Consider the following 25,629-nt stretch of genomic DNA (forward strand, 5'->3'; position numbering starts at 1 on the left):
GAAGAACGAGGAGAGGACACCAAGTGCCGGAGCACGACACGGGCGGAACACTCGGAACGCCGGCCCAGGAGGTCGGCGGCTTCCTGCGGCGCCGGAGCGAGCAGGTCGCCCAGCGGTGGGCGGACGAGCCCCTGTTCCGTACGGTGTTCACGGTCTCGCGCGACGAGGCGGTGGAGGCGGGCAAGGCGATCGTCGACGCGCTGGCCCACGTCGCGGACACCCAGCGGGTCGAGGACCCGGACGCCGCGGGCTTCACCGGTGTGCGCGAGCAGCTGGCGCGGATGGGGGCGGCCCGCTCCCGCGCGGGGCTGTCCGCCACCCAGGTGTCGGCCGAGCTGGCCGCGCTGCTCCCGCCGGTGGAGAACCTCCTGGTCGCCGATCTGGACGGGCAGGAGCCCGAGCGGGTGCGGGAGTGCACGACGGCGCTCAGCGTGCTGATGGGCACCCTGCGTCTGGTGGCGATGCAGACGGCGCTGAGCGAGGTGCAGGCGCTCACCGACCGCCAGCGGCTCCAGCTCCTCGAGGTGGCGACCCCGGTGATCAAGCTCTGGGACGGCATCGTGGCGGTCCCCCTCATCGGGACGCTGGACAGCGCCCGGAGCCAGGTGGTCATGGAGACGCTGCTGGAGGCGGTCGTCGACCAGCACGCCCGGTTCGCGATCCTCGACATCACGGGTGTGCCCACGGTCGACTCGCTGGTGGCGCAGCACCTGATGAAGACGGTCGCGGCGGCCCGTCTGATGGGAGCGGAGTGCGTGGTCTCCGGCATCCGTCCGGCGATCGCGCAGACCATGGTGCACCTCGGCCTCGACCTCGGCACGGTGAAGACCCGGGCGAGCCTCGCCGACGCCCTCGGGTACTGCCTGCACGAGCTGGGGGCGAACATCGTGAACGCGGCGCCCGACGGTGCGGGCCGCCGGTGAGCGAGGGGTTCTCCCGCCCGGTCGCGGGACACGTTCCGGTCCTCAGGCTCGGGGACGTGCTGCTGGTCACTCTTCAGGGGGACCTGTACGACAGCATGGCCCACCAGCTCCAGCAGGACCTCTCCGAGACCATCTCCCGGAGCCGGGTCACGGGGGTGGTCATCGACATCTCCGGCGTGGAGATGGTCGACTCCTTCCTCGGGAGGGTGCTGGCCGAGATCGCCGCCCAGACCGAGTTGCTGGCCGCGCGGACCGTGGTGGCCGGCATGCGGCCCGCGGTCGCCATCACCCTGGTGGAACTGGGCCTGACGCTCCCGGGACTGCGCACCGCGCTCACCACCGAGGCGGCCATGGAGCTCCTCGCGCAGCCCATCGTCCCGTCGCGGGCCGGCGGCGTGCGCGAGGAGAGCCCGTGATGCACACCGACGCGGGCGTGGAGGCCCGCCTGCCCATCCGGTCGGACATGGACCTGGTGTGGGTGCGTCAGCACGTGCGGCAGGCCGCCGCCCGTCTCGGTTTCGGCCTGGTGGACCAGACGAAGCTGGTGACCGCCGCCAGTGAGCTGGCGCGCAACACCCTGGTGCACGGCGGGGGCGGTCTGATGGAGGCGTCGCACGTCGCCGACGGCGGGACCGACGGACTGCGCCTCACCTTCAGCGACACGGGTCCGGGCATCCCCGACCTCGACCGGGCGCTCAGCGACGGGTACACCTCCGGCGGCGGGCTGGGCATGGGACTGGGCGGCTCCCGGCGGCTCGTGCACGACTTCGTGGTCGAGAGCGTCCCCGGTTCGGGGACCACGGTGCGGGTGACCTCGTGGGTCTCCCGGCCGCCGCGTCCGCGCGAGGAGGCCTGATGCCCCGCGTCTGGGACGTGCCGGTGCAGGACCCGACCCGGGTGCGGGACGTCCGGGTCGCGGCGGAGGAGGCCGCGGCCCTCGCCGGGCTGGACGAGCAGCGCACCGCCGCCGCGTCGCTGGCGGCCACCGAGCTCGCCACCAATCTGGTCAAGCACGCGCAGGCGGGTCAGGTGCTCATCGACGTGGTGGACCCGCCCGTGCCGCGGGAGGGCCGGCCGGAGCGGGCCGTGCAGATCACCGCGATCGACCACGGGCCGGGCATCGCGGACGTGGCGGGCGCGCTGCGCGACGGGTTCTCCTCGGCCGGCTCGCTCGGCGCGGGCCTCGGCACGTGCCGTCGTCTCGCCGACGGCTTCGGCCTGCACAGCGTGCCCGGCCGGGGCACCGTGGCGCTGGTCCGCGTGGGCCCCGGCACCGGCCACGCCGAGGGGGGCGACGGCTCCCCGCCGTCCCTCGGTGTGCACGCCGGCGGCGTCAACGTCCCGTTCGCCGGTGCGGACCACTCGGGCGACGCCTGGGCCTGGGTCAGGTCCGGCGACCGGGCGACGCTGATGCTGGCCGACGGGCTCGGGCACGGGATCGAGGCGGCCCGCGCGTCGTCCGCCGCGGTCGGGGAAATGCGTCACTGGGCCCGGCTGCCGCCCGCCGAGATACTGCGGAAGCTGCACACCGCCCTGGCGGGGACGCGGGGCGCGGCCGTCGCCGTGGCCCAGCTGGACACCTGGACGGGCCGGCTGCGCTTCGCCGGGATCGGCAACGTGTCGGCCCGGCTGCGGGAGGGGGACCGCTGGCGTTCCCTGCTGTCCCGGCCGGGCATCGTCGGGGTGCACCGGCCGCACACGGTGCGCGAGGACGAGGTGCCCTGGTCGCCCGACAGCCTGCTGATCCTCCACACGGACGGGCTGCCCGGCCGCTGGACGCCGCCCCCGGACACCGGGCGGCCGGCGGCCGATCCGGCGGTGACTGCCGCCGTGACCGTGCGGGACGCGGGCAGTCCCGCACGCCCGGTGCGGGACGACACCGCCGTGGCCGTGATGGCCCCGATCCCCCGGGAGCACTCATGACGCGCACCTGGCGGATCGACGGCGTCACGGACGCGGCACGCGCGCGCATCGCCGTCGCGCGGCTGGCCGCGGCGTACGGGGTGCCCACCGTGGAGCGCGCCCGGCTGGCCACGGCGCTCAGCGGCCACCTGCGGCAGTGCCTGACCAAGGGCGGTGCCTGGCTGCTCACCCTGGAGGGGCCGGACACACCGGGCGGGCCGGCGGCCCTGCGCGCGGTGGTGACGCCCTCCCCCGACGCGGGCGCCGCCGGCCGCGCCCCGTGGACGGTGACCGTCGCGTGCCCCGAGCCGGGCCGGGCGGCCGAAGCGGGCCCGGGGACGGAGGACGCGGCCGGTCTGGCGGAGGCGTTGCTCGGCGCCGACGAGGACACGGCCGTGCTGCTGGAGAAGCTGGCCGAGCAGGAGGGCCTGGTCGCCTTCCACCGGGAGGAGCTGCACCAGACCAATCAGGGCGTCCTGGCGCTGCACGCCGAGCTGGACGCGGCCGGCCGGGCGCAGCGGGAGGCGTTCGCCGCCGAACGCCGGGCGCGTGAGGAGGCGGAGAACGCACGGCGCAGACTGAGGTTCCTGGCGGACGCGAGTGCCGCGCTGGGCGCCTCGCTGAACCACGACGAGATCGTGCGCCGGCTGCCGGAGCTGCTCGTGCCGGGGTACGCCGCGAGCGTCGACGTATGGCTGTTCGACCACGAGGACGACCGGCACCGGCCCACCGCCCATCCGGGTGCGGCGGTCCTCGCGGCCCGGACCGGACGTCCGCAGTACGCCGCCGACCATCCCGGGGGCCTGCCCGGCGTGGACGACCGGCCGCCGTCGGCCCTCGACCCGGCGCGGCCCGTGCTGTGTCTCCCGCTGGCCGCACGCCGCACGCCACTGGGAGTGCTGACGCTGTCGCCCCCCGGTGAGCGCTGGGACCCTGACGACGCCGTGATGCTGGTCGAACTCGCCCGGCGGGCCGGGATCGCCATGGACAACGCCCGCCGCTTCGAGCACAACCGGGACATCGCCGAGACGCTGCAGCGCGCCCTGCTGACCGACCTGCCGGCGACGCCGGGGCTGAGTCTGGCCGCGCGCTATCTGCCGGCCACGTACGGGCTGAACATCGGCGGCGACTGGTACGACGCGTTCCGGCAGCGGGACGGCAGCCTCATCACCGTCATCGGCGATGTGACCGGGCACGGGCTGCACGCCGCGGTGATGATGAGCCAGCTGCGTACCGCGCTGCGCGCCTACGCCGTGGACGGCGGCGGCCCGGGCCGGCTGCTGACCCGGCTGCACGGCTACCTGCGGCATCTCCAGCCGGACCTGTTCGCCACCGCGGTCATCGCGCGGTTCCATCCGGACGAGCGCACACTGACCTGGGCCGCGGCGGGGCATCCGCCGCCGGTGCTGCGGCTGCCCGACGGCCGGGTCCGGGTCCTGGACGCCAAACCGGGGGCGATGCTCGGCATTCCGCTGCAGCAGGACATCGCCGACCACACCGAGCGGCTGACGCCCGGTTCGACGCTGGCCCTCTACACCGACGGGCTGGTCGAGCGGCGGGCCCGGGGCATCGACCCGGGCATCGAACGGCTCGCGACGGCCCTCGGGGCGTACGGTTCCGCCGAACTGGACGCTGACCTGGAGGAGTCGGCGGACCGGATCCTCCACCCGCTGCTGAGCGACTCCGAGCGCGACGACGACGTGTGTCTGCTGCTGTGCCATCTGCACGGCTGAGGCAGGCGCGACAGCTGGGCCCGCCGCGGCCTCCCGGTGCACTCCCTCGCCGGTGAGGGCATCGTGGTGCTGAACAGGGGCACGCGTCAGGCACGACGTCCGGCGCGGGCGCCTGGATCCGCAGGAAGGGATGGACACCGTGACACGACCCAGGATTCTCGTGGTGGGCGCGGGCTTCGCCGGCGTGGAGTGCGTACGGCGGCTGGAGCGCAGGCTCGCCCCGGACGAGGCCGACCTCACCCTGGTGACGCCGTTCTCCTACCAGCTCTATCTGCCCCTGCTCCCCCAGGTCGCCTCCGGCGTGCTGACCCCGCAGTCGGTCGCGCTCTCCCTGCGCCGCAGCGAGAAGTACCGCACCCGCATCATCCCGGGCGGGGCCATCGGCGTGGACCTGAGGGCCAAGGTCTGTGTCATCCGCAGCGTCAACGGCGAGATCGTCGACCAGCCCTACGACTACATCGTGCTGGCCCCCGGCAGTGTCACCCGCACCTTCGACATCCCGGGGCTGACGGACCACGCCTTCGGACTGAAGTCGCTGGCCGAGGCCGCCTACCTCCGCGACCACGTCATCTCCCAGCTGGACCTGGCCGACGCCAGTCACGACCCGGCCGAGCGGGCCTCGCGACTGCAGTTCGTGGTGGTCGGCGGCGGTTACGCGGGCACGGAGACCGCCGCCTGTCTCCAGCGGCTGACGCACGCCGCCGTCAAGCGCTACCCCCGGCTGGACCCGGGCCTGATCAAGTGGCACCTGATCGACATCGCGCCCAAGCTCATGCCGGAGCTCGGCGAGAAGCTCGGGCGCAGCGCGCACGAGATCCTGACCCGGCGCGGCATCGAGATCTCGCTGGGGGTGTCCGTCGGGAAGGCGAGCGCCGAGGAGGTCACCTTCACCGACGGCCGGGTGGTGCCCACCCGCACGCTGATCTGGACCGCCGGGGTCGTCGCCAGTCCGCTCATCGCCACGCTCGGCGCGGAGACCGTCCGGGGGCGGCTCGCGGTCAACGCGGACATGTGCCTGCCGGGCCACGACGGGGTGTTCGCGCTCGGCGACTCGGCCGCCGTGCCCGACGTCGCCAAGGGCGACGGCGCCGTGTGCCCGCCGACCGCGCAGCACGCGCTCCGGCAGGGCCGGCACGTCGCCGAGAACGTCATCGCGACCCTGCGGGGCCGGCCGACGCGGCCGTACGTCCACAGGGACCTCGGGCTCGTGGTGGATCTCGGTGGCAAGGACGCCGTGTCCAAGCCGCTCGGCTTCGAGCTGCACGGTCTGCCCGCCCAGGCGGTGGCTCGCGGCTACCACTGGTCGGCGCTGCGCACCAACGTCGCCAAGACCCGGGTGCTGACCGACTGGCTGCTGAACGCGGTCGCCGGTGACGACTTCGTGCGGACCGGGTTCCAGGCGCACCGGCCCGGCAACCTGCGGGACTTCGAGTACCTCGACGCCTATCTGACACCGGAGCAGGTCCGGGCGCACGTCGAGGAAGCGGGCCGGGCGGCTCGGTGACCCGCGGGACGGGGGGCGGCCCGCGCCGTGCGGCGCGGGGATCCGGCCCGGAGTGTGCGACGGGGGAGGGTACGGCGGAGTGAAAGCGGCGGGACGTCCGGGCCGGACGCGGCTGCGGGACCACCTGGCGGCGTCCGACCCCGGTCTGCTGCGGCTGACGGCCGGGCTGCGGACGGTGGGGGCCATCGCGTTGACGCTGGCCGTGCTCGCCTCACTGGGGTTCGGTGTCACCCGTCTGGTGACGGGGGCCATGACCGCGATGGTCGCCACCTTCGCCATCCGTGAGCGGCAGCGCGGCGCCCAGGCGGTCACTCTGGCGCTCGGGCTGCCGGTCGCGCTGGTGTCGGTGTCGCTGGGGGCGGTGCTCAGTGAGCGGACGGTCGTCGGGGACGCCTTCTTCGTCGTCCTGATCTTCTGCGCGGTCTACGGCCGCCGGTTCGGCGACCGCGGGACCGGACTCGGGCTGATCGGCTTCCAGGTCTACTTCGTGTCCCTGTTCGTCGGTGCCTCCGCGGCTCAGCTGCCGGGGCTGTGGGCCGCCATGACGGTGGCGTTCGCGAGCAGCGCGCTGGTGCGGTTCGCCGTCGTCCCGGTGACCCCCACCGGTCTGCTGGAGCGGCTGCGCCAGGCCTTCCGGGCCCGGCTGGCCCAGCTGGTCTCCGCCCAGCTGGCGCTGCTCGACGCCGGGCCCGGGGACGTGGACAAGGCGCTGGAGGAGGTGCGGGTGGGCAACGCCCGGCTGCACGAGACCGCCCTGATGATCCAGACCCGGCTCGAGGAGGGCACACCCGACGAGTCGGCGGCGCGGCTGGTGCAGCGCCGGATCGCGGACGCCGAGATCGCCGCCGAGCGGCTCGGTCTGCTGCTGCTGTCCGCCCGCAGCGCCGAACGGGCGGACACCCTCACCCTGCATCTGCCCGGTGCCCCCGCCCCGGAGGTCGGCCGGCTGCCCGGACCCGAGGAGGCCACCGACCGGCTGCGCCGGGACCTGCTCGCGCTGCGCGCGCTGGTGGTGTGGACGGGGGCGGCGGGGACGGCCGTGGCCGGGATGCGCAACCGGCTGCTCGCCTACCGGGACGAGGAGAACCTGCCGCCCGCCTCGCCGGCCGTGCAGGACGTGTTCCGGGCCGTCGGCGAGACGGCCCGCGCCGTGATGGGCCTGCGCGTCGCCCTGGACGGTCCGCAGGACGAGTCGGACGACAGCCCGGCGACGGCCATGTCCCGGGAGGAGCTCGACGCGGAGGACGCCGCCATCGCCGGTGAGGAGACCGCGGAGGCGGAACCGCAGAGGGGGCTGCAGCGGCCCACCACGCGCGCCGCCGTGCAGGTGGCCGTGGGGTCGACGCTGGCCATCGTCGGCGGCGAGCTGCTGTCCACGGACCGCTGGTACTGGGCGGTGCTGACCTGCTGGATCGTCTTCATCAACACGGCCTCGACCGGCGAGATCCTGGTCAAGGGCTACCGGCGGCTCCTGGGCACGGTGTTCGGTGTCGCCGCGGGCATCGCGCTGGCCGCCGTGGTGGGCGGCCACACTCCGGCGGCGTTCCTGCTGGTGCTGGTGCTGATCTTCCTGATGTTCTACACGGCACCGCTGTCCTACACGCTGATGTCGTTCTTCGTGACCGCGATGCTGGGGCTGCTCTACACCCTGCTGCACACCTACAGCTGGGAGGTGCTGGTGCTGCGTCTGGAGGAGACGGCGCTGGGCGCGGCCTGCGGGGTGGTCGCGGCGGCACTGGTCCTGCCGGTGAACACCGACAGGCGCACCAACGAGCTGCTGGTCACCGTACTGGAACGGCTCGGCGACGTCACCGAGGCCGCCGTGGGGCAGCTGAGCGGCGGGTCCGCCGACGACCTGCTGGACAAGGCGCGGGAGCTGGACCAGGCGCTGGGTGATCTGCGCTCCGCCACCCAGCCCCTGACCCACCCGGTCACGCCGTTGCGGGCCCGGCGGACGAACGCGCGCTATGTGGTGGCGCTGCTGGAGACCTGCGCGTACCACGCGCGGTCGCTGGCGGCCACCGCCGAGCTGCTGCCGACCCATCCCTCGATCGCGGCGGACCCCCGGCTGCGCGGAGCGGCGGGGCGCACGGTGCGCAACATCAAGGCGATCGCGGCCCGCGTCGAGGACGGGCACGAGGGCGGGCCCGTCGAGACGGGCCCGAGCATCGCGTCCCTCCTGGGAGACGACGGCACCACCCGCTACGGCCGCATCACCGGCCGGGTCCTGCGCCACCTGGAACGCCTCGACGAGGCCGTGGCCGGCCTCGCCCGTCCGCTGCGGGTACCCGTGTCGGCGTCCGGCCGCTGACGCGACCGGACGGACGGCACGGGCGGATCAGAAGTCCGTCGGCAGGCCGCTGGCCTCGGCGATGCCGCGCAGCTCCTCGTTCTGGCGGTGGCGGTCCCTGATGAGGTCGGCGATCTCGCCCAGTCGCGACGGGTCCGCCGCGGTCGCCGCGTCGGTGACCACCCGGACCGGTCCGGTCTCGTCGACCTCCAGCTCGACCACCTCGTTGTCCAGGCGGCCGGTGACGGCGGTGGCGATGACGAGGGCGGCCTCGTCGCGGACCTCCTGCGGCAGTTCCTCGTCGCCGCCGTCCAGCGCGAGGTCGACACCCGAGAGGCGGTGTTCGTCGATCGCCTCGAGGACCGGCTCCACCACACGAAGCAGAAGCCGGTAGTCCTCGGTGTCCATCCGTACGCGCAGGAGGTCGAGGTAGACGTCCACGGGCCGGCCTTCCGGGGGAATCTCGGATTCGCTCATCGCTGACGGGTTCCCCGCACCCGGCGAGTCATACGGCGGCCGGACGGGCGGCCTGCCGCACGTCCGTCTCCTCGGCCGCAAGCCAGCGGTGCGCGGTGGCGAGCGCGGTCCGCACGTCACGGGTGCCGGTCGACACGCACAGGGTGTACGCCAGGTCACCGACGCGCGGGTCCGCGACGACGGGTCCGTCGCCGGTCGCTGTTCCGGTGGCCATCAGGGCCTCGTACTCCTCGACGAGGCGGCGCAGCACGGTGGGGTGGGGCTTCAGCATGAGTTTCGCTTTCTCGCAGTCTGGTCCGGGCGGGCGCGGTTCACGCCGTCGCCGAGTGTCCGCCGGTGCCGCGCGGGCCCTTCCGCTGTCCCATCACGTCGGCGCGCACCCGGGCGCAGCTGCGGCTGATGAGGCGGGAGACGTGCATCTGGGAGATTCCCAGGCGGTCGGCGATGCGGCTCTGGGTCATGTCCTCGAAGAAACGCATGTAGAGGATGGCGCGCTCGCGCTCCGGCAGGCGGCGCAGCCCTTCCTTGGCGGACTCGCGGTCGACCACGACGTCGTACGAGGTGTCCGCGGCGCCGAGGGTGTCGGCGAGGCTGTAGCCGTCGTCGTCGGAGGACAGTTCGGCGTCCAGCGACAGCGTGCTGAAGCTCTCCAGCGCCTCCATCCCGGCTCCGACCTCTTCCTCGGTCAGCCCGGTGTGGGCCGCGATGTCCTCGATGGACGGCTCCGGTGTGCCGGGGTTCTGGGTGAGCTCTCGCCGTGCCACCCGCACCTTGTTCCGCAGCTCCTGGACGCGGCGGGGCACGCGCAGGGCCCACATCCGGTCGCGGAAGTGCCGCTTGACCTCGCCGGTGATGGTGGGGACGGCGTAGCTCTCGAAGGCGCCCCGGCTCGGGTCGAACCGGTCGATGGCCTTGACCAGGCCGAGGGCGGCGACCTGCCGCAGGTCCTCGATGGACTCGCCGCGGTCACGGAAGCGGCCCGCGATGCGGTGGGCCATGGGCAGCCACGCGGTCGCGAGCTCGTCGCGGACCGCGTCCCGCTCGGGGCCCTCCTCCAGGGAGGCGAGCCGCGCGAAGAGGGCGGCGGTGTCGGGGGCGTCGTCGTGCCGCCGGCGCGGCGGGGCGGCCGTCGCGTCGGAGGAGCCGGGACGAGGGGCGGACGTGTCAATGAGCATGCGGTTTCGCTCCCGAACGGTGGTTGCAGGGGGACTACCGCGGGACGGGCGCCGCCGGGACACCCGGAGGGTCCTCAGCGGACGTACCGATCCCGCTGGCGCGCCTCCGGTCCGAAGCACGAACCTCCGATTGCCCCCAGCCCGGCGGAACAAACTCCGCTTCTTCGGCGGAATTCGCCGGAGGCTCAGGCCAGGGGCACGACCGCGGTGATGCACTTGCCTCCGGCGGGCAGGTCGGACACCCGGACGTCCCTGGACAGCCGGCACACGATGGGCCAGCCGTGGCCGCCCGGACGGCTGCGTCCCCGCTGGTCGGTGCGCTGCACCACGACGGGCAGCTCGTCGCTGCGGTCGCTCACGGACAGCCGTACCCCGGGCCCGCTGACGTCGACCCGGAAGTCGGTCACTCCCCCGCCGTGGAGGATCGCGTTGGTGGTCAGCTCGGAGGCGACGAGCAGGGCGTCCGCCAGGGCGTCGGTGTCGCAGGCGGTGTGGGTGGCGCGGCAGCGTTCGGACACCGCCCGCGTCACGGCCTCGCGCACCTCGGCCGGACGGGAGGGGAGCGGTGGCCCCGCGCGGCGCGTGCCGGGCGGCTCGAAAACGGGTTCGATGATGTTCTCCTCAGGCATACCGCGGCTCCTCTTCGGTCACGCATGGTCACTGGTGAACGCCTCGTACTTCCTTTTTCGGCTCACCTGTCCCGGTACGGGCAAACCTCCCGGCCACATCCCGCTCCCCTGTCATTCGTCCGGCGCACGGGGGTACGCGGTGCCGTATGACCGATGTGGTGGACTCGGACGAACTGCTGCGGCGCATCCAGCGGGCCAGGGCCTGGGCCGCTCAGGAGGAGCGGGCCTGGCGGGCGCGCGGTGACGAGCGGGCACGGGAGGACTCCGGCGATCCGGGCGCCGCGCGCGACGCCGAGGTGCGCGGCGTGGCCTACGGGGTGGTCGTGCGGGTGCTGGAGGAGATCCTGACGCCGGGCAGGCACACGGCGGAGGGGTGAGCGGCCGGGGCGCGCGGCATGGCACCGGCCGGTCCGGGAACCCGGCGGCCCATGACGGTCGATCACAGCCGGGCGCCGGTTCTGGAAGCACTGGAGGACTACCACCGCGAGGGGCGGCTGAGCTTCACCCCGCCGGGCCACAAGCAGGCCCGGGGAGCGGATCCCGCGGTGCGCGAGGTGCTCGGGGACTCCGTGTTCCTGGGCGACGTGCTGGCGACGGGCGGTCTCGACGACCGGCTCACCCGGGGCCGGGTACTGCAGAGGGCCCAGGAGCTGATGGCCGACGCGGTGCACGCCGACCACACGTTCTTCAGCACGTGCGGCAGCTCCCTGTCGGTCAAGGCGGCGATGCTGTCGGTCGCGGGCCCGCACGAGAAGCTGCTGATCGGGCGCGACGCGCACAAGTCGGTGGTGTCGGGGCTGATCCTGTCCGGGATCGAGCCGGTGTGGGTGGAGCCGCGGTGGGACGCGGAACGCCACGTCGCGCACCCCCCGTCGGCCGTGGACTTCGACCGGGCCTTCGAGGCCCACCCGGACGCCCGCGGCGCGCTGGTGACCAGCCCGACACCGTACGGCGCCGCCGCCGGCCTGCAGGCGATCGCCGAGGTGTGCCACCGGCGGTCGCTTCCGCTGATCGTGGACGAGGCGTGGGGCGCGCACCTGCCCTTCCACCCCGATCTTCCGTCCTGGGCGATGGACGCGGGCGCCGACATCTGCGTCACCAGCATCCACAAGATGGGCAGCGGCCTGGAGCAGGGCTCCGTGTTCCATCTGCGGGGCGATCTGGTGACGCCCGCACTGCTGGGCATGCGGGCCGACCTGCTGGGGACGACCAGTCCGTCGGTGCTGATCTTCGCGGGGCTGGACGGCTGGCGGCGGCAGATGGCCCTGCGCGGCAAGGAGCTGATGGGGGCGGCGCTGGAGCTCGCGGCCGACGTCCGCGCCGCGGTCGAGGAGATCGACGGGATGCACGCCAACGACCGGGACGACTTCTGCGGCCCGGAGCTGGCGGACGACTTCGACCCGCTGCCCTGCGTCATCGACGTCGAGGAGCTCGGCGTCACGGGTTACCAGGCGGCGGACTGGCTCCGCCGGAACCGCGGCATCGTCGCGCATCTGGTCGACCACCGCCGGATCGGGGCGCAGATCACCCACGGCGACGACCGGGAGACCGCGGGCGAGCTGCTGTCGGCGTTGCGGGACCTGGGCCGGGCGGCCCGGAACCTGCCCGCCGCGCCGCGGGTGGACGTGCCGCGGCCGGGCGAGCTGCGGATGGAGCAGGCGATGCTGCCGCGGGACGCGTTCTTCGGCCCCACCGACGACGTTCCGGTGGCGCGGGCAGCCGGGCGGATCGCCGCAGAGATGATCACTCCGTATCCGCCCGGGATCCCGGCCGTCCTGCCGGGCGAACGGCTCACCGAACCCGTGCTGCGCTATCTGCGCACGGGGCTGACCGCGGGCATGTACCTGCCCGATCCGTCGGATCCCGCCCTGGACACGGTCCGGGTCGTGGACGAGCGTGCCGGCGGGGAACGGTGAAACAGGTCACGTGCCCCGATTACCCGACCGCCCTCTGAATGGTTTATCGTTCATTCATACGTGGTGACGGAGTCGACCCCCCGTCCTCCGGACACCACCGCTCACGGCCCTGGCTGGCTTCCCCCGTCCAGCCAGGGCTTTTTCATGCCCGTGCGGGCCGGGCGGCCGGATGCGGACGTCTCCCCGGCCGCCGAGGTGCCCCGAACGGCGGCAGCGGCTGAAATGAACGTAGGGAAAGCACCGGATCCGATTGCCCGGCGAGGAGCCCCGCGCCATGACCAAAGCGATCAAACTCCTGACCGCCCTTCCCCCTCCACAACGCGCGCGCCTGATGGAGTTGGCGCGCGAGGTGTCCTTCCCGGAGGACACCCGAATCTCCGAGGCGGGCGGGACAGCCGACCGCTTCTGGGTGATCCGCTCCGGCGCGGTCTCGCTGGACCAGCGGGTGGACGATCTGCGCCGGGCCACGGTCGCCGGCCTCGGCGCGGGTGACCTGCTGGGCTGGTCGTGGCTGTTCCCGCCGTACCGGTGGGACTTCGGCGCCGTCGCCTTCAGCCCCGTGCGCGCCTACGAGTTCGACGCGGCGGCCGTGCACCGGCTGTGCGAGGAGGACCCCCGGCTGGGGCTGATGCTGGTGCGCAAGGTCGCCGAGATCCTCGCCCACCGGCTGGAGACCACACGCGGCAAGCTGCTGGAGCAGTACGCGATGAACCGGCGCGGGGTGGTGTAGCCGGGCGGCCTGAGGCCCGGGGCCTCAGGCCCCCGCGACGAGCGTCGCCCCGAGGACGATCATGGTGGCGGCGACCAGTCCGTCGAGCACGCGCCAGGCCGCCGGACGGGCCAGGAAGCGGCTCAGCAGGCGGGCGCCGAAGCCGAGCGCGGCGAACCAGCAGAGGCTGGCCAGCACGGCGCCGAGACCGAAGGTCCAGCGCAGCGGGCCGTGGTCGGCCGCGACCGAGCCCAGCAGGAACACCGTGTCGAGGTAGACGTGCGGGTTGAGCCAGGTCATCGCGAGGCAGGTGAGCACGGCCCGGCGGCGGGAGCCCGCCGCCCCGCCCTCCGCCCGCAGCCCGGCGGCGCCCGGACGGAACACCCGGCGGGCGGCCAGGGCGCCGTACCCGAGCAGGAACGCGCCGCCGATCCAGCCGACGGCCGTCAGCGCCCCGGGCCACGCCACGACCACCGCTCCGACGCCGCCGACGCCCAGGGCGATGAGCGCCGCGTCGGACAGGGCGCAGATCCCGACGACGGCGAGCACGGCCTCCCTGCGGATGCCCTGACGCAGGACGAAGGCGTTCTGGGCGCCGATGGCGACGATGAGGGAGAGGCCGGTGCCGAAACCGGCGGCGGCGGTGGCGAGCGAGCTGGTCATGCCCAGGACGCTACGGTGCCCCTTGCGTGCAGTACAGCTAAGGATTCTTACGTACCCTTAGCCGTCGTGACGACAGACCTTCCGCTGGACCAGGTGCGCACCCTTCTCTCGGTGGTGGACGAGGGAACCTTCGACGCCGCGGCCGCCGCGCTGCACGTGACGCCCTCGGCGGTGAGCCAGCGGGTGAAGGCGCTGGAGCAGCGCACGGGCCGGGTGCTGCTGCTGCGCACCAAGCCGGTGCGGCCGACCGAGTCGGGCGAGGTGCTGGTGCGGCTGGCCCGCCAGGTGGCCCGGCTGGAACGCGACGCGTACGCCGAGCTGGGGCTGAGCGGAGCCGGCGAGCCGACCAGGGTGTCGGTGGCGGTCAACGCGGACTCGCTGGCGACGTGGTTCCTCGGGGCCCTCACCCGGTTGCCGCCGCGGGCACGGCTCTGCTTCGAACTGCGCCGGGAGGACGAGGCCCACACGGCGGCCCTGTTGCGGGAGGGGACCGTGATGGCCGCGGTGACCTCGTCACCGGACCCGGTGCCGGGCTGCTCCGTGCGGCACCTGGGGCGGATGCGCTACCTCCCCGTGGCACACCCGCGGTTCGCCGCGGAGCATCTCGCCGGTCCGCTGCGGGAGGTGCTGCCCGAGGCGCCGGTGGTCGTCTTCGACCGGCGGGACGACTTCCAGGACGGCTTCGTGCGCCGGCTCACGCGCGGACGCGCCCAGGCGGGCGTACGGCGGCACTACGTACCGACCTCGGAGGGTTTCGCCGAGGCGGTCGCCGCCGGCCTCGGCTGGGGCATGGTCCCGGATGTCCAGGCGGAGCCCCTGCTCCGCGCCGGCCGCCTCACGGTGTTCGCCCCGGACCGCGAGGTCGACGCGCCCCTGTACTGGCAGCAGTGGAAGCTGGACTCCCCCGCCCTGGCGGCGGTGACCGAGGCGGTCACGCGGACGGCGGCGGAGGCGCTGCACCGCTGACTCCGCCCGGCAGGGCGCTCCCGGCACTGGCCAGGAGCATGTCCAGGGCCGTCGGATAGGCGCTGGTGACCATGCGGGTGGCCAGGAGCGCGGCGGCCTCGGCGATACGGGGATGGGTCTCGGCGGGAAGGCGGGCGTAGGTCGAGCGCCACACGTCCTCGTCGGCGCGCCGCGCGGCTCCGGGCAGCGCCAGGGACGCGGCGTCGAGTGCGGCGAAGGCCAGGGTGGTGTCGATGAACGCGTGGTAGACACGCACCGTGTCCGGCAGGGCGAAGCCCGCCGTGCGCAGGACCTCCAGCACCGCTTCGTCGGCGGCGAGCTCGTTCGCGCGTCCGGAGACCCGGCTCGCCGTGAGGACCGCCGCCTGCGGGTGCGCCAGATAGGCGGCGTGGATGCGCAGTCCGATGGCCCGCAGGTCCTCGCGCCACTGCCCGGTCGGGCGCCAGCCGCGCAGCGCCCGGCCGATCAGCGCGTCCCCGATGGCGAGGGTCAGCTCGTCCATGCCGCGGAAGTAGCGGTACAGGGTGCTGGGGTCGCAGTCCAGGGCGAGTCCCAGCCTCCGGGCCGTCAGCCCCGCGCTGCCGTGCTCGTGCAGCAGCCGCAGCGCGGTCTCGACGATCAGCGTCCCGGACAGCACCCGGCCGCTCCTGGTCGGCCTGCGGCGCCGCCGCCGCTCCTCGGGGACCACGCGTTTCGGCATCGCCGTCTCCTCCCGCCGCCTTATGCCAACGCCATTGACCTTACGTCGCCGCGCGGCGTTGTATCTCCCGGCAGGGGCCCCGCACACGGATCGGTCCACGGGGACCGACGACGACGAAAGGGAGTGCTCCGTCATGCGTGTACTGCTCGTGGGAGCCGGCGGGGTGGGTACCGCCGTCACCCGGATCGCGGCGCGACGGCCGTTCTTCGAGCACATGGTCGTGGCCGACCACGACCCGGCCCGGGCCGAGGCGGCGGTCACCGCGCTCGGCGCGGACGGTGCCCGTTTCCGTGCCGAGCGCGTGGACGCCGCGGACGAGGACGGGGTCGGCGCGCTGCTCGAACGGCACCGCTGCGACGTCCTGCTCAATGCCACGGACCCGCGCTTCGTGATGCCCCTGTTCCGTGCCGCGCGGGACGCCGGCGCCACCTATGTCGACATGGCGATGTCCCTGTCCCGGCCGCACGCCGAACGGCCGTACGAGGAGTGCGGGGTCAAGCTCGGCGACGAGCAGTTCGCGCAGGCCGGCGCCTGGGAGAAGGCCGGTGCGCTGGCCCTGGTCGGCATGGGCGTGGAGCCCGGCCTGTCGGACGTGTTCGCCCGGTACGCCGCCGACGAACTGTTCGACGTGATCGAGGAGATCGGCGTCCGCGACGGCGCGAACCTCACGGTGGACGGTCATGACTTCGCCCCGTCCTTCAGCATCTGGACCACCATCGAGGAGTGCCTCAACCCGCCCGTGGTCTACGAGGCGGACCGCGGCTGGTTCACCACCGCCCCGTTCAGCGAGCCGGAGGTGTTCGACTTTCCCGAGGGCATCGGCCCGGTGGAGTGCGTGAACGTCGAGCACGAGGAGGTGCTGCTGGTCCCGCGCTGGGTCGACGCGCGCCGGGTCACCTTCAAGTACGGCCTGGGCCGCGAGTTCATCGACACGCTCAGGACGCTGCACCTGCTGGGCCTGGACCGCACCGAACCGGTGACCGTGCCCGGTCCCGGCGGGCCGGTGCGGGTCTCCCCCCGGGACGTCGTCGCGGCCTGTCTGCCCGACCCCGCCGCACTCGGCGAGCGGATGCACGGCAAGACCTGCGCCGGTACCTGGGTGCGGGGCGTGAAGGACGGGGCGCCGCGCGAGGTGTACCTCTACCACGTGGTCGACAACCAGTGGTCCATGACGGAGTACGGCTGTCAGGCCGTGGTGTGGCAGACCGCCGTCAACCCCGTCGTCGCCCTCGAACTGCTCGCCACCGGCGCCTGGTCGGGCACGGGCGTCCTCGGCCCCGAGGCGTTCCCCGCGGGTCCGTTCCTGGACCTGCTGACCGCTTACGGCTCGCCGTGGGGGCTGCGCGAACAGTGACCGCACCCACGCGGTCCCTTGTTTCACCGCGGCCCGGCAGGTGACCCGAAGAGGAGCAAGACATCCGGAAAGGATGTGTACCGACTCCGATCGCAGGTGACTTTCGATGGACAACTGGCGGAACATTGCGGCCTGCAGGACCGAGGATCCCGACCTCTTCTTCCCGATCGGCACCTCAGGACCCGCCCTCATGCAGGCGGAACAGGCCAAGGCGGTGTGCCGACGCTGCCCCGTGCAGGAGCAGTGCCTGCAATGGGCGCTGGAGACGGGGCAGTCCATCGGAGTGTGGGGCGGCACGAACGAGACGGAACGGCGGGCGCTGAAGAGGCGCATCGCCGCCCGCCGTTCGTCCGGATAGCGCGGCGAGCCCCGCACCGCGCTCAGCGGCCCGTCCGGCGCAGTGGCCCCCAGGGATTGCCCTGGCGGGCCACTTGGCGCTGCGCCTCCTCGATCGCGCCGGGGCCGATCCAGCACAGCGGGCGGACGTCGGTGACCAGCGGCTCGTTGTCGGGACCCCGGCCCGTCTCCCGGCCCTTGAGCGCCCAGGGCCGGATGCCGGGTCCCTTCTCCCGTGGCAGGTGCTCGTAGTCGTACAGTCTGCGCGCCACCCACAGGTCCACCGGCCGGTCCCGCCACCACTCCTCGACGTCGAGCGGGTTGGCGGAGAGGCCGGGCATGGCCACGCCCGTGAGTTCGTCGGTGCTGGACACGGCGCGCAGATCGGCCGCCGGGCCCCGGGACCAGCGGACGTACAGCCCCCGGTCGCGCTCGACCAGCGCGGTGAGACCGGCGAGCGTGCCGAGGACCGGCAGATCGTCCGTCGCGTCCATGAGCCACCTCCCTGACCACCACGTTCCCAGGCGGTCCACGTACCCGCGCGGCGGGCGGGAATCCGGCCGGCGCACTCGCCGTGCCCGGCCCCGCGCACCGCAGTAGGCTCGCGGGACACGACCGGAAGGGGCAGACCATGAGCGTGCGCGTGCGCCGTGTCCATGAGGCGCCCGAGCCGGACGACGGCGTCCGTGTCCTGGTCGACCGGCTGTGGCCCCGGGGTCTGGCCAAGGAGGCGGCACAGGTGGACGAGTGGCCCAAGGCGCTGACGCCGTCGACGGAGCTGCGCCGCTGGTACCACGCGGACGGCGGCTCGTACGAGGAGTTCCGTGAGCGGTACGAGGCGGAGCTGGCCGCACCTGAGGCGGCCGAACTCCTGGACCACGTACGGGAACTGGCCGCGAAGGGCCCGGTGACGCTGCTGACCGCGTCCAAGGACACCGGGCACAGCCACGCCGCGGTGCTGGCCCGCCTCCTCGCCGGCTGAGGGGCGGACCGCCCCGCCTACGCGGTCTGCCCGGCGGCCGCCCGTCCCGCCGCCCGCCCCGAGAAGAGGCAGCCGCCGAGGAAGGTGCCCTCCAGGGCGTTGTATCCGTGGACGCCGCCACCGCCGAAGCCCGCCACCTCGCCGGCCGCGTACAGCCCCTCGACGGGCCGGCCGTCGGCGCCGAGCGCGCGGGAGTCCAGGTCGGTCTGGATGCCGCCGAGGGTCTTGCGGGTGAGGATGTGCAGCTTGACGCCGATCAGCGGGCCCGCCGCCGGGTCGAGGATGCGGTGCGGGGCGGCGACCCGGCCCAGCCGGTCGCCGATGTAGCGGCGCGCGTTGCGGATGCCCTGGATCTGGGCGTCCTTGCTGTAGGCGTTGGCCAGTTGCAGGTCGCGGGCCTCGATCTGCCGCCGCACGACGGCCGCGTCCAGGAGGGGCTCGTCGGTGAGGGCGTTCATCTTCTCGACGAGCTGTTCGACGGTCAGGGCGGTCACGAAGTCCGCGCCGTTGCGCAGGAAGGCGTCCACGGGGCCGGGGGCACCCTTGCCGAGCACACGTTCGCGGAGGAATCCGGCGCGGTCCTTCGCCGTGATGTCGGGGTTCTGCTCGGAGCCCGAGAGTGCGAACTCCTTCTCGATGATCTTCTGGGTGAGGATGAACCAGGAGTGGTCGTGGCCGGCGAGGTCCCCGGTGGTGCGCAGGTGCTTCAGCGTGCCGAGGGTGTCGTAGCCGGGCAGACAGGGCTCGGGCAGCCTGCGGCCGAGGGCGTCGAACCACAGGGAGGACGGTCCGGGCAGGATGCGGATGCCGTGCCCCGGCCAGACCGGGTCCCAGTTCCGCAGGCCCTCGGTGTAGTGCCACATGCGGTCCCGGTTGACCAGCCGCACACCCGCGCGGGCGCTGATGTCCAGCATGCGCCCGTCGACGTAGGCGGGGACGCCGGTGACCATCTCGCGCGGCGGGGTGCCCAGCCGCTCGGGCCAGTACCGGCGGACGATGTCGTGGTCGGCGCCGATGCCGCCGCTGGTGACGATCACGGCCTGGGCGGTGAGCTCGAACGCGCCGGTCTCCTCGCGGCTGGAGGCGACGCCGCGCGGCGAGTCGTCCTCGGCCAGCACGGTGCCGCGCACCCCGTGCGCGCTCCCGTTCCCGACGACGAGTTCGTCGACCCGGTGACGGTGGTGGAACGTCAGCAGCCCGTCGCGGGAGGCCTGCCGGGCGTAGCGGACGAACGGCTCGACGACGCCGGTGCCGGTGCCCCAGGCGATGTGGAAGCGGGGCACGGTGTTGCCGTGGCCGTCCGCGCGCAGGTCGCCGCGCTCCGCCCAGCCGACGGTCGGCAGGAACGTGATGCCGTGGCCGGCGAGCCAGGACCGCTTCTCCCCCGCCGCCCACTCGACGTAGGCCCGCGCCCAGCGCACGGCCCAGGTGTCCTCGTCGTCGAGCCGGTCGAACCCCGCGCTGCCCTGCCAGTCGTTCCAGGCGAGGTCGAAGGAGTCCTTGATGCCCAGGCGCCGCTGCTCCGGTGAGCCCACCAGGAACAGCCCGCCGAAGGACCAGAAGGCCTGGCCGCCGAGGTTGGCGGCGTTCTCCTGGTCGACCAGGGCGACCCTGCGGCCCCTGGCGGTCAGCTCGTGGGCCGCGACCAGGCCCGCGAGGCCCGCTCCGACGACGATGACGTCGGCATCCATGGCGACCGTCCCTTCCTTCATGCGGTGAGCAGCGCGGTGAGCAGTTGTCTCAGCCAGGCCCGGGCGCCCTCGGCGTCCCGGTCCAGCAGCAGTTGGGTGGTGACGCCGTCGTAGGCGGCGACCACGGCGTGCGCGGCGTCCTCGGCGTCGCCGAACACGGCGGGCAGCACGGTGTGTCCCCGGGCCCTGGCCAGCCGACCGGCGACGGCCCGCCGCAGCCGCGCCCGGTGCTCCAGCAGACCGCGTGCGACGTCCGGGTCGCGGGCGGCGTGCACCAGGAAGTCGGTCTTGACGAGCAGCCAGTCGCGGTCGAGCAGCAGGACGTCGGTGACGCGGTCGACGGCGGCCGCGACGTCGAGGTCGGGGCCGTCCTGGGCGAGGGCGCCGGACACCTGTTCCGCGATCAGCTCCGCGCGCTGCGCGTACAGGGCGAAGAACAGCTCGTCCAGACCGGCGAAATTGGAGTAGAAGGCGCCTCTGGTGTAGCCGGCGGCCTCGCAGACCTCCTCGATCGAGACGTGCCCGAAGCCCTTGGCGGCGAACACGGTGAACGCGGCGTCCAGCAGCCTGGCGCGCGTACGAAGGCGCCGCCTGGTCACGCGCCCCGCCGTGCCGTCCACCGCCATGACCGCCCTCCTCCGCGATACAGGAACGTATCCGATACAGCGGTGTATCGAACAGGGCCGGGAGAAGCGAACCTCACCCCGCGATCTAGAACATGTTTTCGAATCAGGGTCTACGCTGGACACATGAGCACGCACCACCCCCCGGCGCTCCAGGGATCCCTGTTCGACCAGGCCGACGAGCTGCGACTCGGCCCGCTCGACGGGCTGCGCCGCACCGAGCTGGGCCGGGACGCCTGGATCGACGTCCTGCCGGGATGGCTCGGCGGTTCCGACGCCCTCTTCGAGGTGCTGGCCGCGGAGGTCCCCTGGCGGGCGGAACGGCGCCAGATGTACGACCAGGTCGTCGCCGTGCCCCGGCTGCTGTCCTCCTACCGCGTGGGCGACCCGCTGCCGCACCCGGTGCTGGCCGAGGCGCGCGAGGCGCTGAGCGCGCACTACGCCGATGAGCTGGGCGAGCCGTTCGCCACGGCCGGGCTGTGCTACTACCGCGACGGCCGGGACAGCGTCGCCTGGCACGGCGACCGGATCGGCCGGGGCGCACGCGAGGACACGATGGTCGCCATCCTCTCCGTGGGCGCGCCGCGGGACCTGCTGCTGCGGCCCGTGGGCGGCGGCGACACCGTACGCCGGCCGCTCGGGCACGGTGACCTCATCGTGATGGGCGGCTCGTGCCAGCGCACGTGGGAGCACTCCGTACCCAAGAGCACCCGTGCCGCCGGGCCGCGCATCAGCGTCCAGTTCCGCCCGCGCGGGGTGAACTGACCGGCCGGGAACCCGTCTTCCCGCGCGCCCGGACCCGCCGCCCGCCCCGCGCCGTGATCTGCTTTCCTTCTCTCGGACACAGGCGACTCGGACGCGGGACGGTCATGCGGGCAACAGTGCGGCACGTCACGGACGGCACCTGTCTGGTGCACGGCGCGAACACCAACTGGGTGATCCTCACCGAGGGGGACGCCGTCACGCTGATCGACACCGGATACCCCGGTGACCGCGAAGGGCTGCTCGCCTCCCTGGCCGAGGTGGGGAGTTCACCGGAGGCCGTGACGGCCGTGCTGATCACCCACGCCCACAACGACCACCTGGGCTCCGCCGAGTACCTGCGCGCCGCGTACGGCACGCCCGTGTACGCCCACACGGCCGAAGTCCCGCACGCCCGGCGCGACTTCCTGCACCAGGTGACCGTCGGGCAGGTGCTGCGCAACGGCTGGCGGCCCGGCGTGCTGCCCTGGGCGGCGCACGCGCTGCGCACCGGCGGCACGGCGAACGTGGCGGTCACCGCGCCGGAGCCGTTCCCGGGGCCGGGCCCGCTCGACCTGCCCGGCGGGCCCGTGCCCGTGCACACGCCCGGCCACACCACCGGGCACTGCGCCTTCCATCTCCCCGGCCTCGGGGTGGTGGTGTCCGGCGACGCCCTGGTGAGCGGTCACCCCACCTCGCGGACCGGGGGACCGCAGATGCTGACCGACATGTTCCACCACGAGCGCGCCACCGCCCTGGCCTCGCTGGACGTCCTCGCGGAGCTGGACGGCGACCTGCTGCTGCCCGGCCACGGCCCGCTGCACCGGGGGCCGGTGCGGGACGCAGCCCGGCTGGCCCGGGAGCGTGCGCAATAGGGTGAGGTGACGATCACCCGCGAGACGAGGACACCGCAGCCATGGCACTGCAGATCAACGCCACCAACCCGGAGCACCCGGCGCTCCTGTTGGAACTGCCGTGGCATCTGCCGCTGGAGGAGTGGCCCGAGAGGTACCTGGTGCCGCTGCCGCGCGGCATCTCCCGGCACGTGGTGCGCTACGCGCGCGCCGGCGAGGAGGTGATCGCGGTGAAGGAACTCGCCCAGCGGCCCGCGCTGCGCGAGTACGAGCTGCTGCGCGACCTGGACCGGATCGGCATCCCGGCGGTCGACCCGCTCGCCGTGGTCACCGGCCGCACCGACCCCGCCGGGGAGCCGCTGGAGAGCGTCCTCATCACCCGGCACCTCGGCGGTTCGATGCCCTACCGGTCGATGTTCGAGACGACGCTGCGCCCGGCGACCATGCACCGGCTGATGGACGCGCTCGCCGTGCTGCTGGTGCGGCTGCACCTGGCCGGATTCGCCTGGGGCGACTGTTCGCTGTCCAACACGCTGTTCCGGCGGGACGCGGGCGCCTACGCGGCCTACCTCGTGGACGCCGAGACCGGCGACCTGCACCCGGAGCTGAGCGTCGGCCAGCGCGAGTACGACCTCGACCTCGCGCGGGTCAACATCAGCGGCGAGCTGCTCGACCTGGAGGCCTCCGGGGCGCTGCACCCCTCCGTCGACCCGATCGACTTCGGCACCGAGATCTGCGCCCGCTACCAGGGCCTGTGGCAGGAGCTGACCCGCACCTCCGTCTACCCTGCGGGCAAGTACCACTACATCGAGCGCCGCATCCGCCGTCTGAACGACCTAGGATTCGACGTGGCCGAGATGCAGATCGAGCACGCCTCCCACGGCGACACGGTCACCTTCGTGCCCAAGGTCGTCGACGCCGGCCACCACCAGCGGCAGCTGCTGCGGCTGACCGGCCTGGACGCCGAGGAGAACCAGGCCCGGCGGCTGCTGAACGACCTGGAGAGCTGGATGGCCAGCCAGGACGACTACGCGCCGGGCGACCCCCTGGGCGCCCGCCCGGAGGTCCTCGCCCACCGCTGGGTGCGCGAGGTCTTCCGGCCCACCGTGCGGTCCGTGCCGCCGGAGCTGCGCGGACCGGTGGACGCCGCGGAGATCTACCACGAGCTGCTGGAGCACCGCTGGTACCTGTCCGAGCGGGCCCAGCACGACATCGGCCTCGACACGGCCGTCGAGGACTACATCAGGAACATCCTGCCGAAGGCGCGCGAGACGCTCCAGCCGACCGACGAGTGACCCGCGGGCGGTGCCGTCCGGATCAGGCCGGCGGCACCACGGCCACGGGGCAGCCCGCGTGGTGCAGGACTCCGTGGGCCACCGAGCCGATCCGGGCGCCCACGGCCGTGCGGCGGGCGCGGCGGCCGACGACCATCAGCTGGGCGGTGCCCGCCACCGACAGCAGCACCTGGCCGGCGCTGCCCATCTCCACGTGCTCGACCACATGCACGCCGGGGTAGCGCTCCCGCCACGGCGCGAGCGCCGCCGCCAGGGCCTTCCGCTCGTACGGCTCCAGACCTCCGGCCTCGTCGAGGAGCTGGAGCGAGGCGGGGCTGTAGGCGAACACCGGCGGCAGGGTCCAGGCCCGCACGGCACGCACGGTCGCCCCGCGCCGGGAGGCGGTCTCGAAGGCGAAGGCGAGCGCGGCGGCACTGTCCTCCGGGTCGCCCTGCTGCCCGACCACGATCTCGTGCCCGGCCACCTCGTTGGACGGCCGGTCCCCGGCCCGGACGAACACGACCGGCCGGCCCGCCCCGACGATCACCTGCTGGCCGACCGAACCGACCAGGAAGCCCATGATCGGGCCGTGCCCGCGCGAGCCGAGGACAAGCATCTCCGCGTCGGCGGCGACCCCGGTCAGCGTCTCCACGGCGTCGCCCTCCAGGACGTCCGTCGTCACGTCCAGCTCCGGGTGACGCTCACGGACGGTGCGCGCCGCCCCACCGACCGAGTCGCGCACCCACCGCTCCTGGGTGGCTCTGTCCCCCACGTCGACCGCGTCGCCGGCCTCGAACCGCCAGGCGTGCACCACCCTGAGCGGCAGTCCCCGGCGGACCGCCTCCCTCGCCGCCCAGGTCAGCGCGGCGAGGCTCTCCTCGGTTCCGTCGATCCCTGCCGTGATCGGGCGCGTCATGCGGTTCCTCCCGGTGCTCGTGTCCAGTGCGCGGGGTCCAGTCTTCCCTACGCCCCCGCACGGCTCCGACGTGGGAGCAGGCAGGGGTGGACGCCGCCGTGGCCGCACCTCGGCTTCCGGCCCGAGGGCCCGCGGGCGGACCGTGTCGCCGGCCCGCTGGGCGGCCGGGTCCGGACGCGGGAACCCGCGCCTCCCGCCCGTCACCGACCGGACACACCCCCCGCCAGGTCCGCATGCACGACGACTTCATCAGGGCGTCGTGAAGGGCGAGTTGGTCCCCGGCGGCGATCCGGTCCTCCCGGGCGGCGCCGTGTCCGTCCAGGTGCCCGGCCCCTTCCACGTGTCGTGACACGGTCACCGTGGACCGGACGGCGCTGCGCGCCGGCGCCACCCCGGGTCACGGTCGCGGTCGGCCCCGCCGATCCCGGCACCCCGCTCACCGCCCTGCCCACGCCCGTGCTCCGGGTCGGCGACGGCGGCCGGTCGGGCACGGACTGGACCCAGCTCTTCGGCGGCCGGCGGCCGAGCGCCTGTGCCGGCCGTACGTGATCCTGGCGGAGGGCCGGAGTCCGGGCGAGGATGCGCCCATGAAGGGTGACCTGTTTTCCAGTCAGCACATGGTGCAGCCGGCCACGGCCTCCGGCATGACGATCGAGAACGCCAAGTGCGTCCGCTACGCGGTCGACGGTGAGATGCTCGCCCGTCAGGGCGCGATGGTCGCCCATCGCGGCGACCTCCGGTTCGAGCGCAAGGGCCAGGGCGTGGGCGGCATGCTCAAGCGCGCGGTGACCGGCGAGGGGCTTCCCCTCATGGCGGTGCGCGGTCGGGGCGAGGCCTGGTTCGCCCACGAGGCGCAGAACTGTTTCATCGTCGAGGTCGACCCCGGTGACGAGTTCACCGTCAACGGCCGCAACGTCCTGTGCTTCGACTCCTCGCTGTCGTACCGCATCGCGACCGTGAAGGGCGCCGGCATCACCGGCGGCGGCCTGTTCAACAGCGTCTTCACCGGGCACGGCAGACTGGGGCTGGTGTGCGACGGGAACCCGCTGGTCATCCCCGTTTCGCCGCGGTCCCCTGTCTATGTGGACACGGACGCGATCGTCGGCTGGACCGCGGGCCTGGACACCTCGCTGCACCGTTCGCAGTCGCTCGGCTCGATGCTGCGCGGCGGATCGGGTGAGGCCGTGCAGCTGATGCTGCGGGGGGAGGGACACGTCGTGGTCCGGCCCAGCGAGGCGACACCGCACAGGGTCCAGCAGCACTGAACGTCG

29 protein-coding genes are annotated in these 25,629 nt (G+C 73.7%); 19 read left to right on the forward strand and 10 right to left on the reverse strand.

The features are described from left to right. Positions 1-23: 23 nt before the first annotated feature. From BU52_RS26535 to BU52_RS26565, 7 genes are all read left to right on the forward strand, one after another. Entirely contained in the window at positions 24-923 is a 900-nt protein-coding gene (locus BU52_RS26535) for an STAS domain-containing protein (protein WP_037938905.1), read from the forward strand. Next, positions 920-1,339: an STAS domain-containing protein gene (locus BU52_RS26540; RefSeq protein ID WP_037938906.1), complete on the forward strand. Its 420-nt coding sequence runs from the start codon at positions 920-922 to the stop codon at positions 1,337-1,339. Before BU52_RS26535 ends, BU52_RS26540 begins: the two co-directional genes overlap by 4 nt. Further along, entirely contained in the window at positions 1,339-1,779 is a 441-nt protein-coding gene (locus BU52_RS26545) for an anti-sigma regulatory factor (protein ID WP_037938908.1), read from the forward strand. The genes BU52_RS26540 and BU52_RS26545 overlap by 1 nt, the downstream gene beginning before the upstream one ends. Continuing rightward, the gene (locus BU52_RS26550; RefSeq protein WP_037938910.1) at positions 1,779-2,846 is read left to right on the forward strand and encodes an ATP-binding SpoIIE family protein phosphatase; all 1,068 of its coding nucleotides are present in this window, start codon (positions 1,779-1,781) and stop codon (positions 2,844-2,846) included. Before BU52_RS26545 ends, BU52_RS26550 begins: the two co-directional genes overlap by 1 nt. Further along, positions 2,843-4,558 (forward strand): PP2C family protein-serine/threonine phosphatase, encoded by a 1,716-nt coding sequence (locus tag BU52_RS26555; protein WP_037938912.1) that lies wholly within the window; start codon positions 2,843-2,845, stop codon positions 4,556-4,558. The genes BU52_RS26550 and BU52_RS26555 overlap by 4 nt, the downstream gene beginning before the upstream one ends. Before the next feature lie 130 nt (positions 4,559-4,688). Then, a complete protein-coding gene (locus tag BU52_RS26560; protein ID WP_037938914.1) occupies positions 4,689-6,062 on the forward strand; it encodes an NAD(P)/FAD-dependent oxidoreductase in 1,374 nt (457 codons plus the stop codon). A 79-nt stretch (positions 6,063-6,141) separates the two neighbouring features. Then, positions 6,142-8,373 (forward strand): FUSC family protein, encoded by a 2,232-nt coding sequence (locus BU52_RS26565; RefSeq protein ID WP_037938916.1) that lies wholly within the window; start codon positions 6,142-6,144, stop codon positions 8,371-8,373. A gap of 27 nt (positions 8,374-8,400) precedes the next feature. On the opposite strand, the gene BU52_RS26570 is transcribed toward BU52_RS26565, so the two are convergent. From BU52_RS26570 to BU52_RS26585, 4 genes are all read right to left on the reverse strand, one after another. Next, positions 8,401-8,829: a hypothetical protein gene (locus BU52_RS26570; RefSeq protein WP_037938918.1), complete on the reverse strand. Its 429-nt coding sequence runs from the start codon at positions 8,827-8,829 to the stop codon at positions 8,401-8,403. Between the two features lie 28 nt (positions 8,830-8,857). Further along, positions 8,858-9,100 carry a DUF5133 domain-containing protein gene (locus BU52_RS26575; protein ID WP_037938923.1) on the reverse strand — a complete coding sequence of 81 codons (243 nt, stop codon included), beginning with the start codon at positions 9,098-9,100 and terminating at the stop codon, positions 8,858-8,860. Between the two features lie 40 nt (positions 9,101-9,140). Beyond that, positions 9,141-10,004, reverse strand: a complete 864-nt coding sequence (locus BU52_RS26580; protein WP_037938926.1) for a SigB/SigF/SigG family RNA polymerase sigma factor — start codon at positions 10,002-10,004, stop codon at positions 9,141-9,143. Between the two features lie 185 nt (positions 10,005-10,189). Further along, positions 10,190-10,633 carry an ATP-binding protein gene (locus BU52_RS26585; RefSeq protein ID WP_037938927.1) on the reverse strand — a complete coding sequence of 148 codons (444 nt, stop codon included), beginning with the start codon at positions 10,631-10,633 and terminating at the stop codon, positions 10,190-10,192. 146 nt (positions 10,634-10,779) lie between these two features. Between BU52_RS26585 and BU52_RS26590 the strand changes: the two genes are divergently transcribed. From BU52_RS26590 to BU52_RS26600, 3 genes are all read left to right on the forward strand, one after another. Next, positions 10,780-11,010, forward strand: coding sequence for a hypothetical protein (locus BU52_RS26590; protein WP_037938930.1), 231 nt, complete (start codon positions 10,780-10,782; stop codon positions 11,008-11,010). A 51-nt stretch (positions 11,011-11,061) separates the two neighbouring features. After that, positions 11,062-12,549 (forward strand): aminotransferase class I/II-fold pyridoxal phosphate-dependent enzyme, encoded by a 1,488-nt coding sequence (locus BU52_RS37020; protein ID WP_037938931.1) that lies wholly within the window; start codon positions 11,062-11,064, stop codon positions 12,547-12,549. Positions 12,550-12,823: 274 nt separating this feature from the next. Further along, complete coding sequence (locus BU52_RS26600; protein WP_037938933.1) at positions 12,824-13,279, forward strand: cyclic nucleotide-binding domain-containing protein; 456 nt, start codon at positions 12,824-12,826, stop codon at positions 13,277-13,279. Positions 13,280-13,303: 24 nt separating this feature from the next. On the opposite strand, the gene BU52_RS26605 is transcribed toward BU52_RS26600, so the two are convergent. After that, a complete protein-coding gene (locus BU52_RS26605) occupies positions 13,304-13,921 on the reverse strand; it encodes a LysE/ArgO family amino acid transporter (protein WP_037938935.1) in 618 nt (205 codons plus the stop codon). Between the two features lie 66 nt (positions 13,922-13,987). On the opposite strand from BU52_RS26605, the gene BU52_RS26610 reads away from it, so the two are divergent. Beyond that, on the forward strand, positions 13,988-14,887 hold the full coding sequence (locus tag BU52_RS26610; RefSeq protein WP_037938936.1) for a LysR family transcriptional regulator ArgP: 900 nt from the start codon (positions 13,988-13,990) through the stop codon (positions 14,885-14,887). On the opposite strand, the gene BU52_RS26615 is transcribed toward BU52_RS26610, so the two are convergent. Further along, on the reverse strand, positions 14,853-15,587 hold the full coding sequence (locus BU52_RS26615; RefSeq protein ID WP_037938938.1) for a TetR/AcrR family transcriptional regulator: 735 nt from the start codon (positions 15,585-15,587) through the stop codon (positions 14,853-14,855). The genes BU52_RS26610 and BU52_RS26615 overlap by 35 nt on opposite strands. Positions 15,588-15,720: 133 nt before the next feature. On the opposite strand from BU52_RS26615, the gene BU52_RS26620 reads away from it, so the two are divergent. Both BU52_RS26620 and BU52_RS26625 read left to right on the forward strand, forming a co-directional pair. After that, positions 15,721-16,941, forward strand: coding sequence for a saccharopine dehydrogenase family protein (locus tag BU52_RS26620; RefSeq protein WP_037938940.1), 1,221 nt, complete (start codon positions 15,721-15,723; stop codon positions 16,939-16,941). A 106-nt stretch (positions 16,942-17,047) separates the two neighbouring features. Further along, positions 17,048-17,299 carry a WhiB family transcriptional regulator gene (locus BU52_RS26625; RefSeq protein ID WP_037938941.1) on the forward strand — a complete coding sequence of 84 codons (252 nt, stop codon included), beginning with the start codon at positions 17,048-17,050 and terminating at the stop codon, positions 17,297-17,299. 22 nt (positions 17,300-17,321) lie between these two features. Here BU52_RS26625 and BU52_RS26630 read toward each other — a convergent pair whose 3' ends face one another. Then, on the reverse strand, positions 17,322-17,771 hold the full coding sequence (locus BU52_RS26630) for a DUF6098 family protein (RefSeq protein WP_037938944.1): 450 nt from the start codon (positions 17,769-17,771) through the stop codon (positions 17,322-17,324). 137 nt (positions 17,772-17,908) lie between these two features. Between BU52_RS26630 and BU52_RS26635 the strand changes: the two genes are divergently transcribed. Beyond that, positions 17,909-18,259, forward strand: a complete 351-nt coding sequence (locus tag BU52_RS26635; RefSeq protein WP_037938946.1) for a DUF488 domain-containing protein — start codon at positions 17,909-17,911, stop codon at positions 18,257-18,259. Positions 18,260-18,276: 17 nt separating this feature from the next. On the opposite strand, the gene BU52_RS26640 is transcribed toward BU52_RS26635, so the two are convergent. Continuing rightward, entirely contained in the window at positions 18,277-19,950 is a 1,674-nt protein-coding gene (locus tag BU52_RS26640; RefSeq protein WP_037938948.1) for an FAD-binding dehydrogenase, read from the reverse strand. A 17-nt stretch (positions 19,951-19,967) separates the two neighbouring features. Beyond that, entirely contained in the window at positions 19,968-20,576 is a 609-nt protein-coding gene (locus BU52_RS26645; RefSeq protein WP_037938950.1) for a TetR/AcrR family transcriptional regulator, read from the reverse strand. 123 nt (positions 20,577-20,699) lie between these two features. On the opposite strand from BU52_RS26645, the gene BU52_RS26650 reads away from it, so the two are divergent. From BU52_RS26650 to BU52_RS26660, 3 genes are all read left to right on the forward strand, one after another. Next, positions 20,700-21,338: an alpha-ketoglutarate-dependent dioxygenase AlkB gene (locus BU52_RS26650; protein WP_037938951.1), complete on the forward strand. Its 639-nt coding sequence runs from the start codon at positions 20,700-20,702 to the stop codon at positions 21,336-21,338. A 104-nt stretch (positions 21,339-21,442) separates the two neighbouring features. Then, positions 21,443-22,189: an MBL fold metallo-hydrolase gene (locus tag BU52_RS26655; RefSeq protein WP_037938952.1), complete on the forward strand. Its 747-nt coding sequence runs from the start codon at positions 21,443-21,445 to the stop codon at positions 22,187-22,189. 41 nt (positions 22,190-22,230) lie between these two features. Beyond that, positions 22,231-23,463: a DUF4032 domain-containing protein gene (locus BU52_RS26660; RefSeq protein WP_037938954.1), complete on the forward strand. Its 1,233-nt coding sequence runs from the start codon at positions 22,231-22,233 to the stop codon at positions 23,461-23,463. A gap of 22 nt (positions 23,464-23,485) precedes the next feature. Here BU52_RS26660 and BU52_RS26665 read toward each other — a convergent pair whose 3' ends face one another. Then, positions 23,486-24,358 (reverse strand): universal stress protein, encoded by an 873-nt coding sequence (locus BU52_RS26665; RefSeq protein ID WP_037938957.1) that lies wholly within the window; start codon positions 24,356-24,358, stop codon positions 23,486-23,488. A gap of 345 nt (positions 24,359-24,703) precedes the next feature. On the opposite strand from BU52_RS26665, the gene BU52_RS36000 reads away from it, so the two are divergent. Together BU52_RS36000 and BU52_RS26675 are read left to right on the forward strand one after the other, a co-directional pair. Beyond that, a complete protein-coding gene (locus BU52_RS36000) occupies positions 24,704-24,907 on the forward strand; it encodes a hypothetical protein (RefSeq protein WP_037938960.1) in 204 nt (67 codons plus the stop codon). Positions 24,908-24,945: 38 nt separating this feature from the next. Further along, positions 24,946-25,623 carry an AIM24 family protein gene (locus BU52_RS26675; protein ID WP_037938962.1) on the forward strand — a complete coding sequence of 226 codons (678 nt, stop codon included), beginning with the start codon at positions 24,946-24,948 and terminating at the stop codon, positions 25,621-25,623. Positions 25,624-25,629 lie beyond the last annotated feature (6 nt).

The organism is Streptomyces toyocaensis (genome assembly GCF_000725125.1).
GTDB classification, from domain to species: Bacteria; Actinomycetota; Actinomycetes; order Streptomycetales; family Streptomycetaceae; genus Streptomyces; species Streptomyces toyocaensis.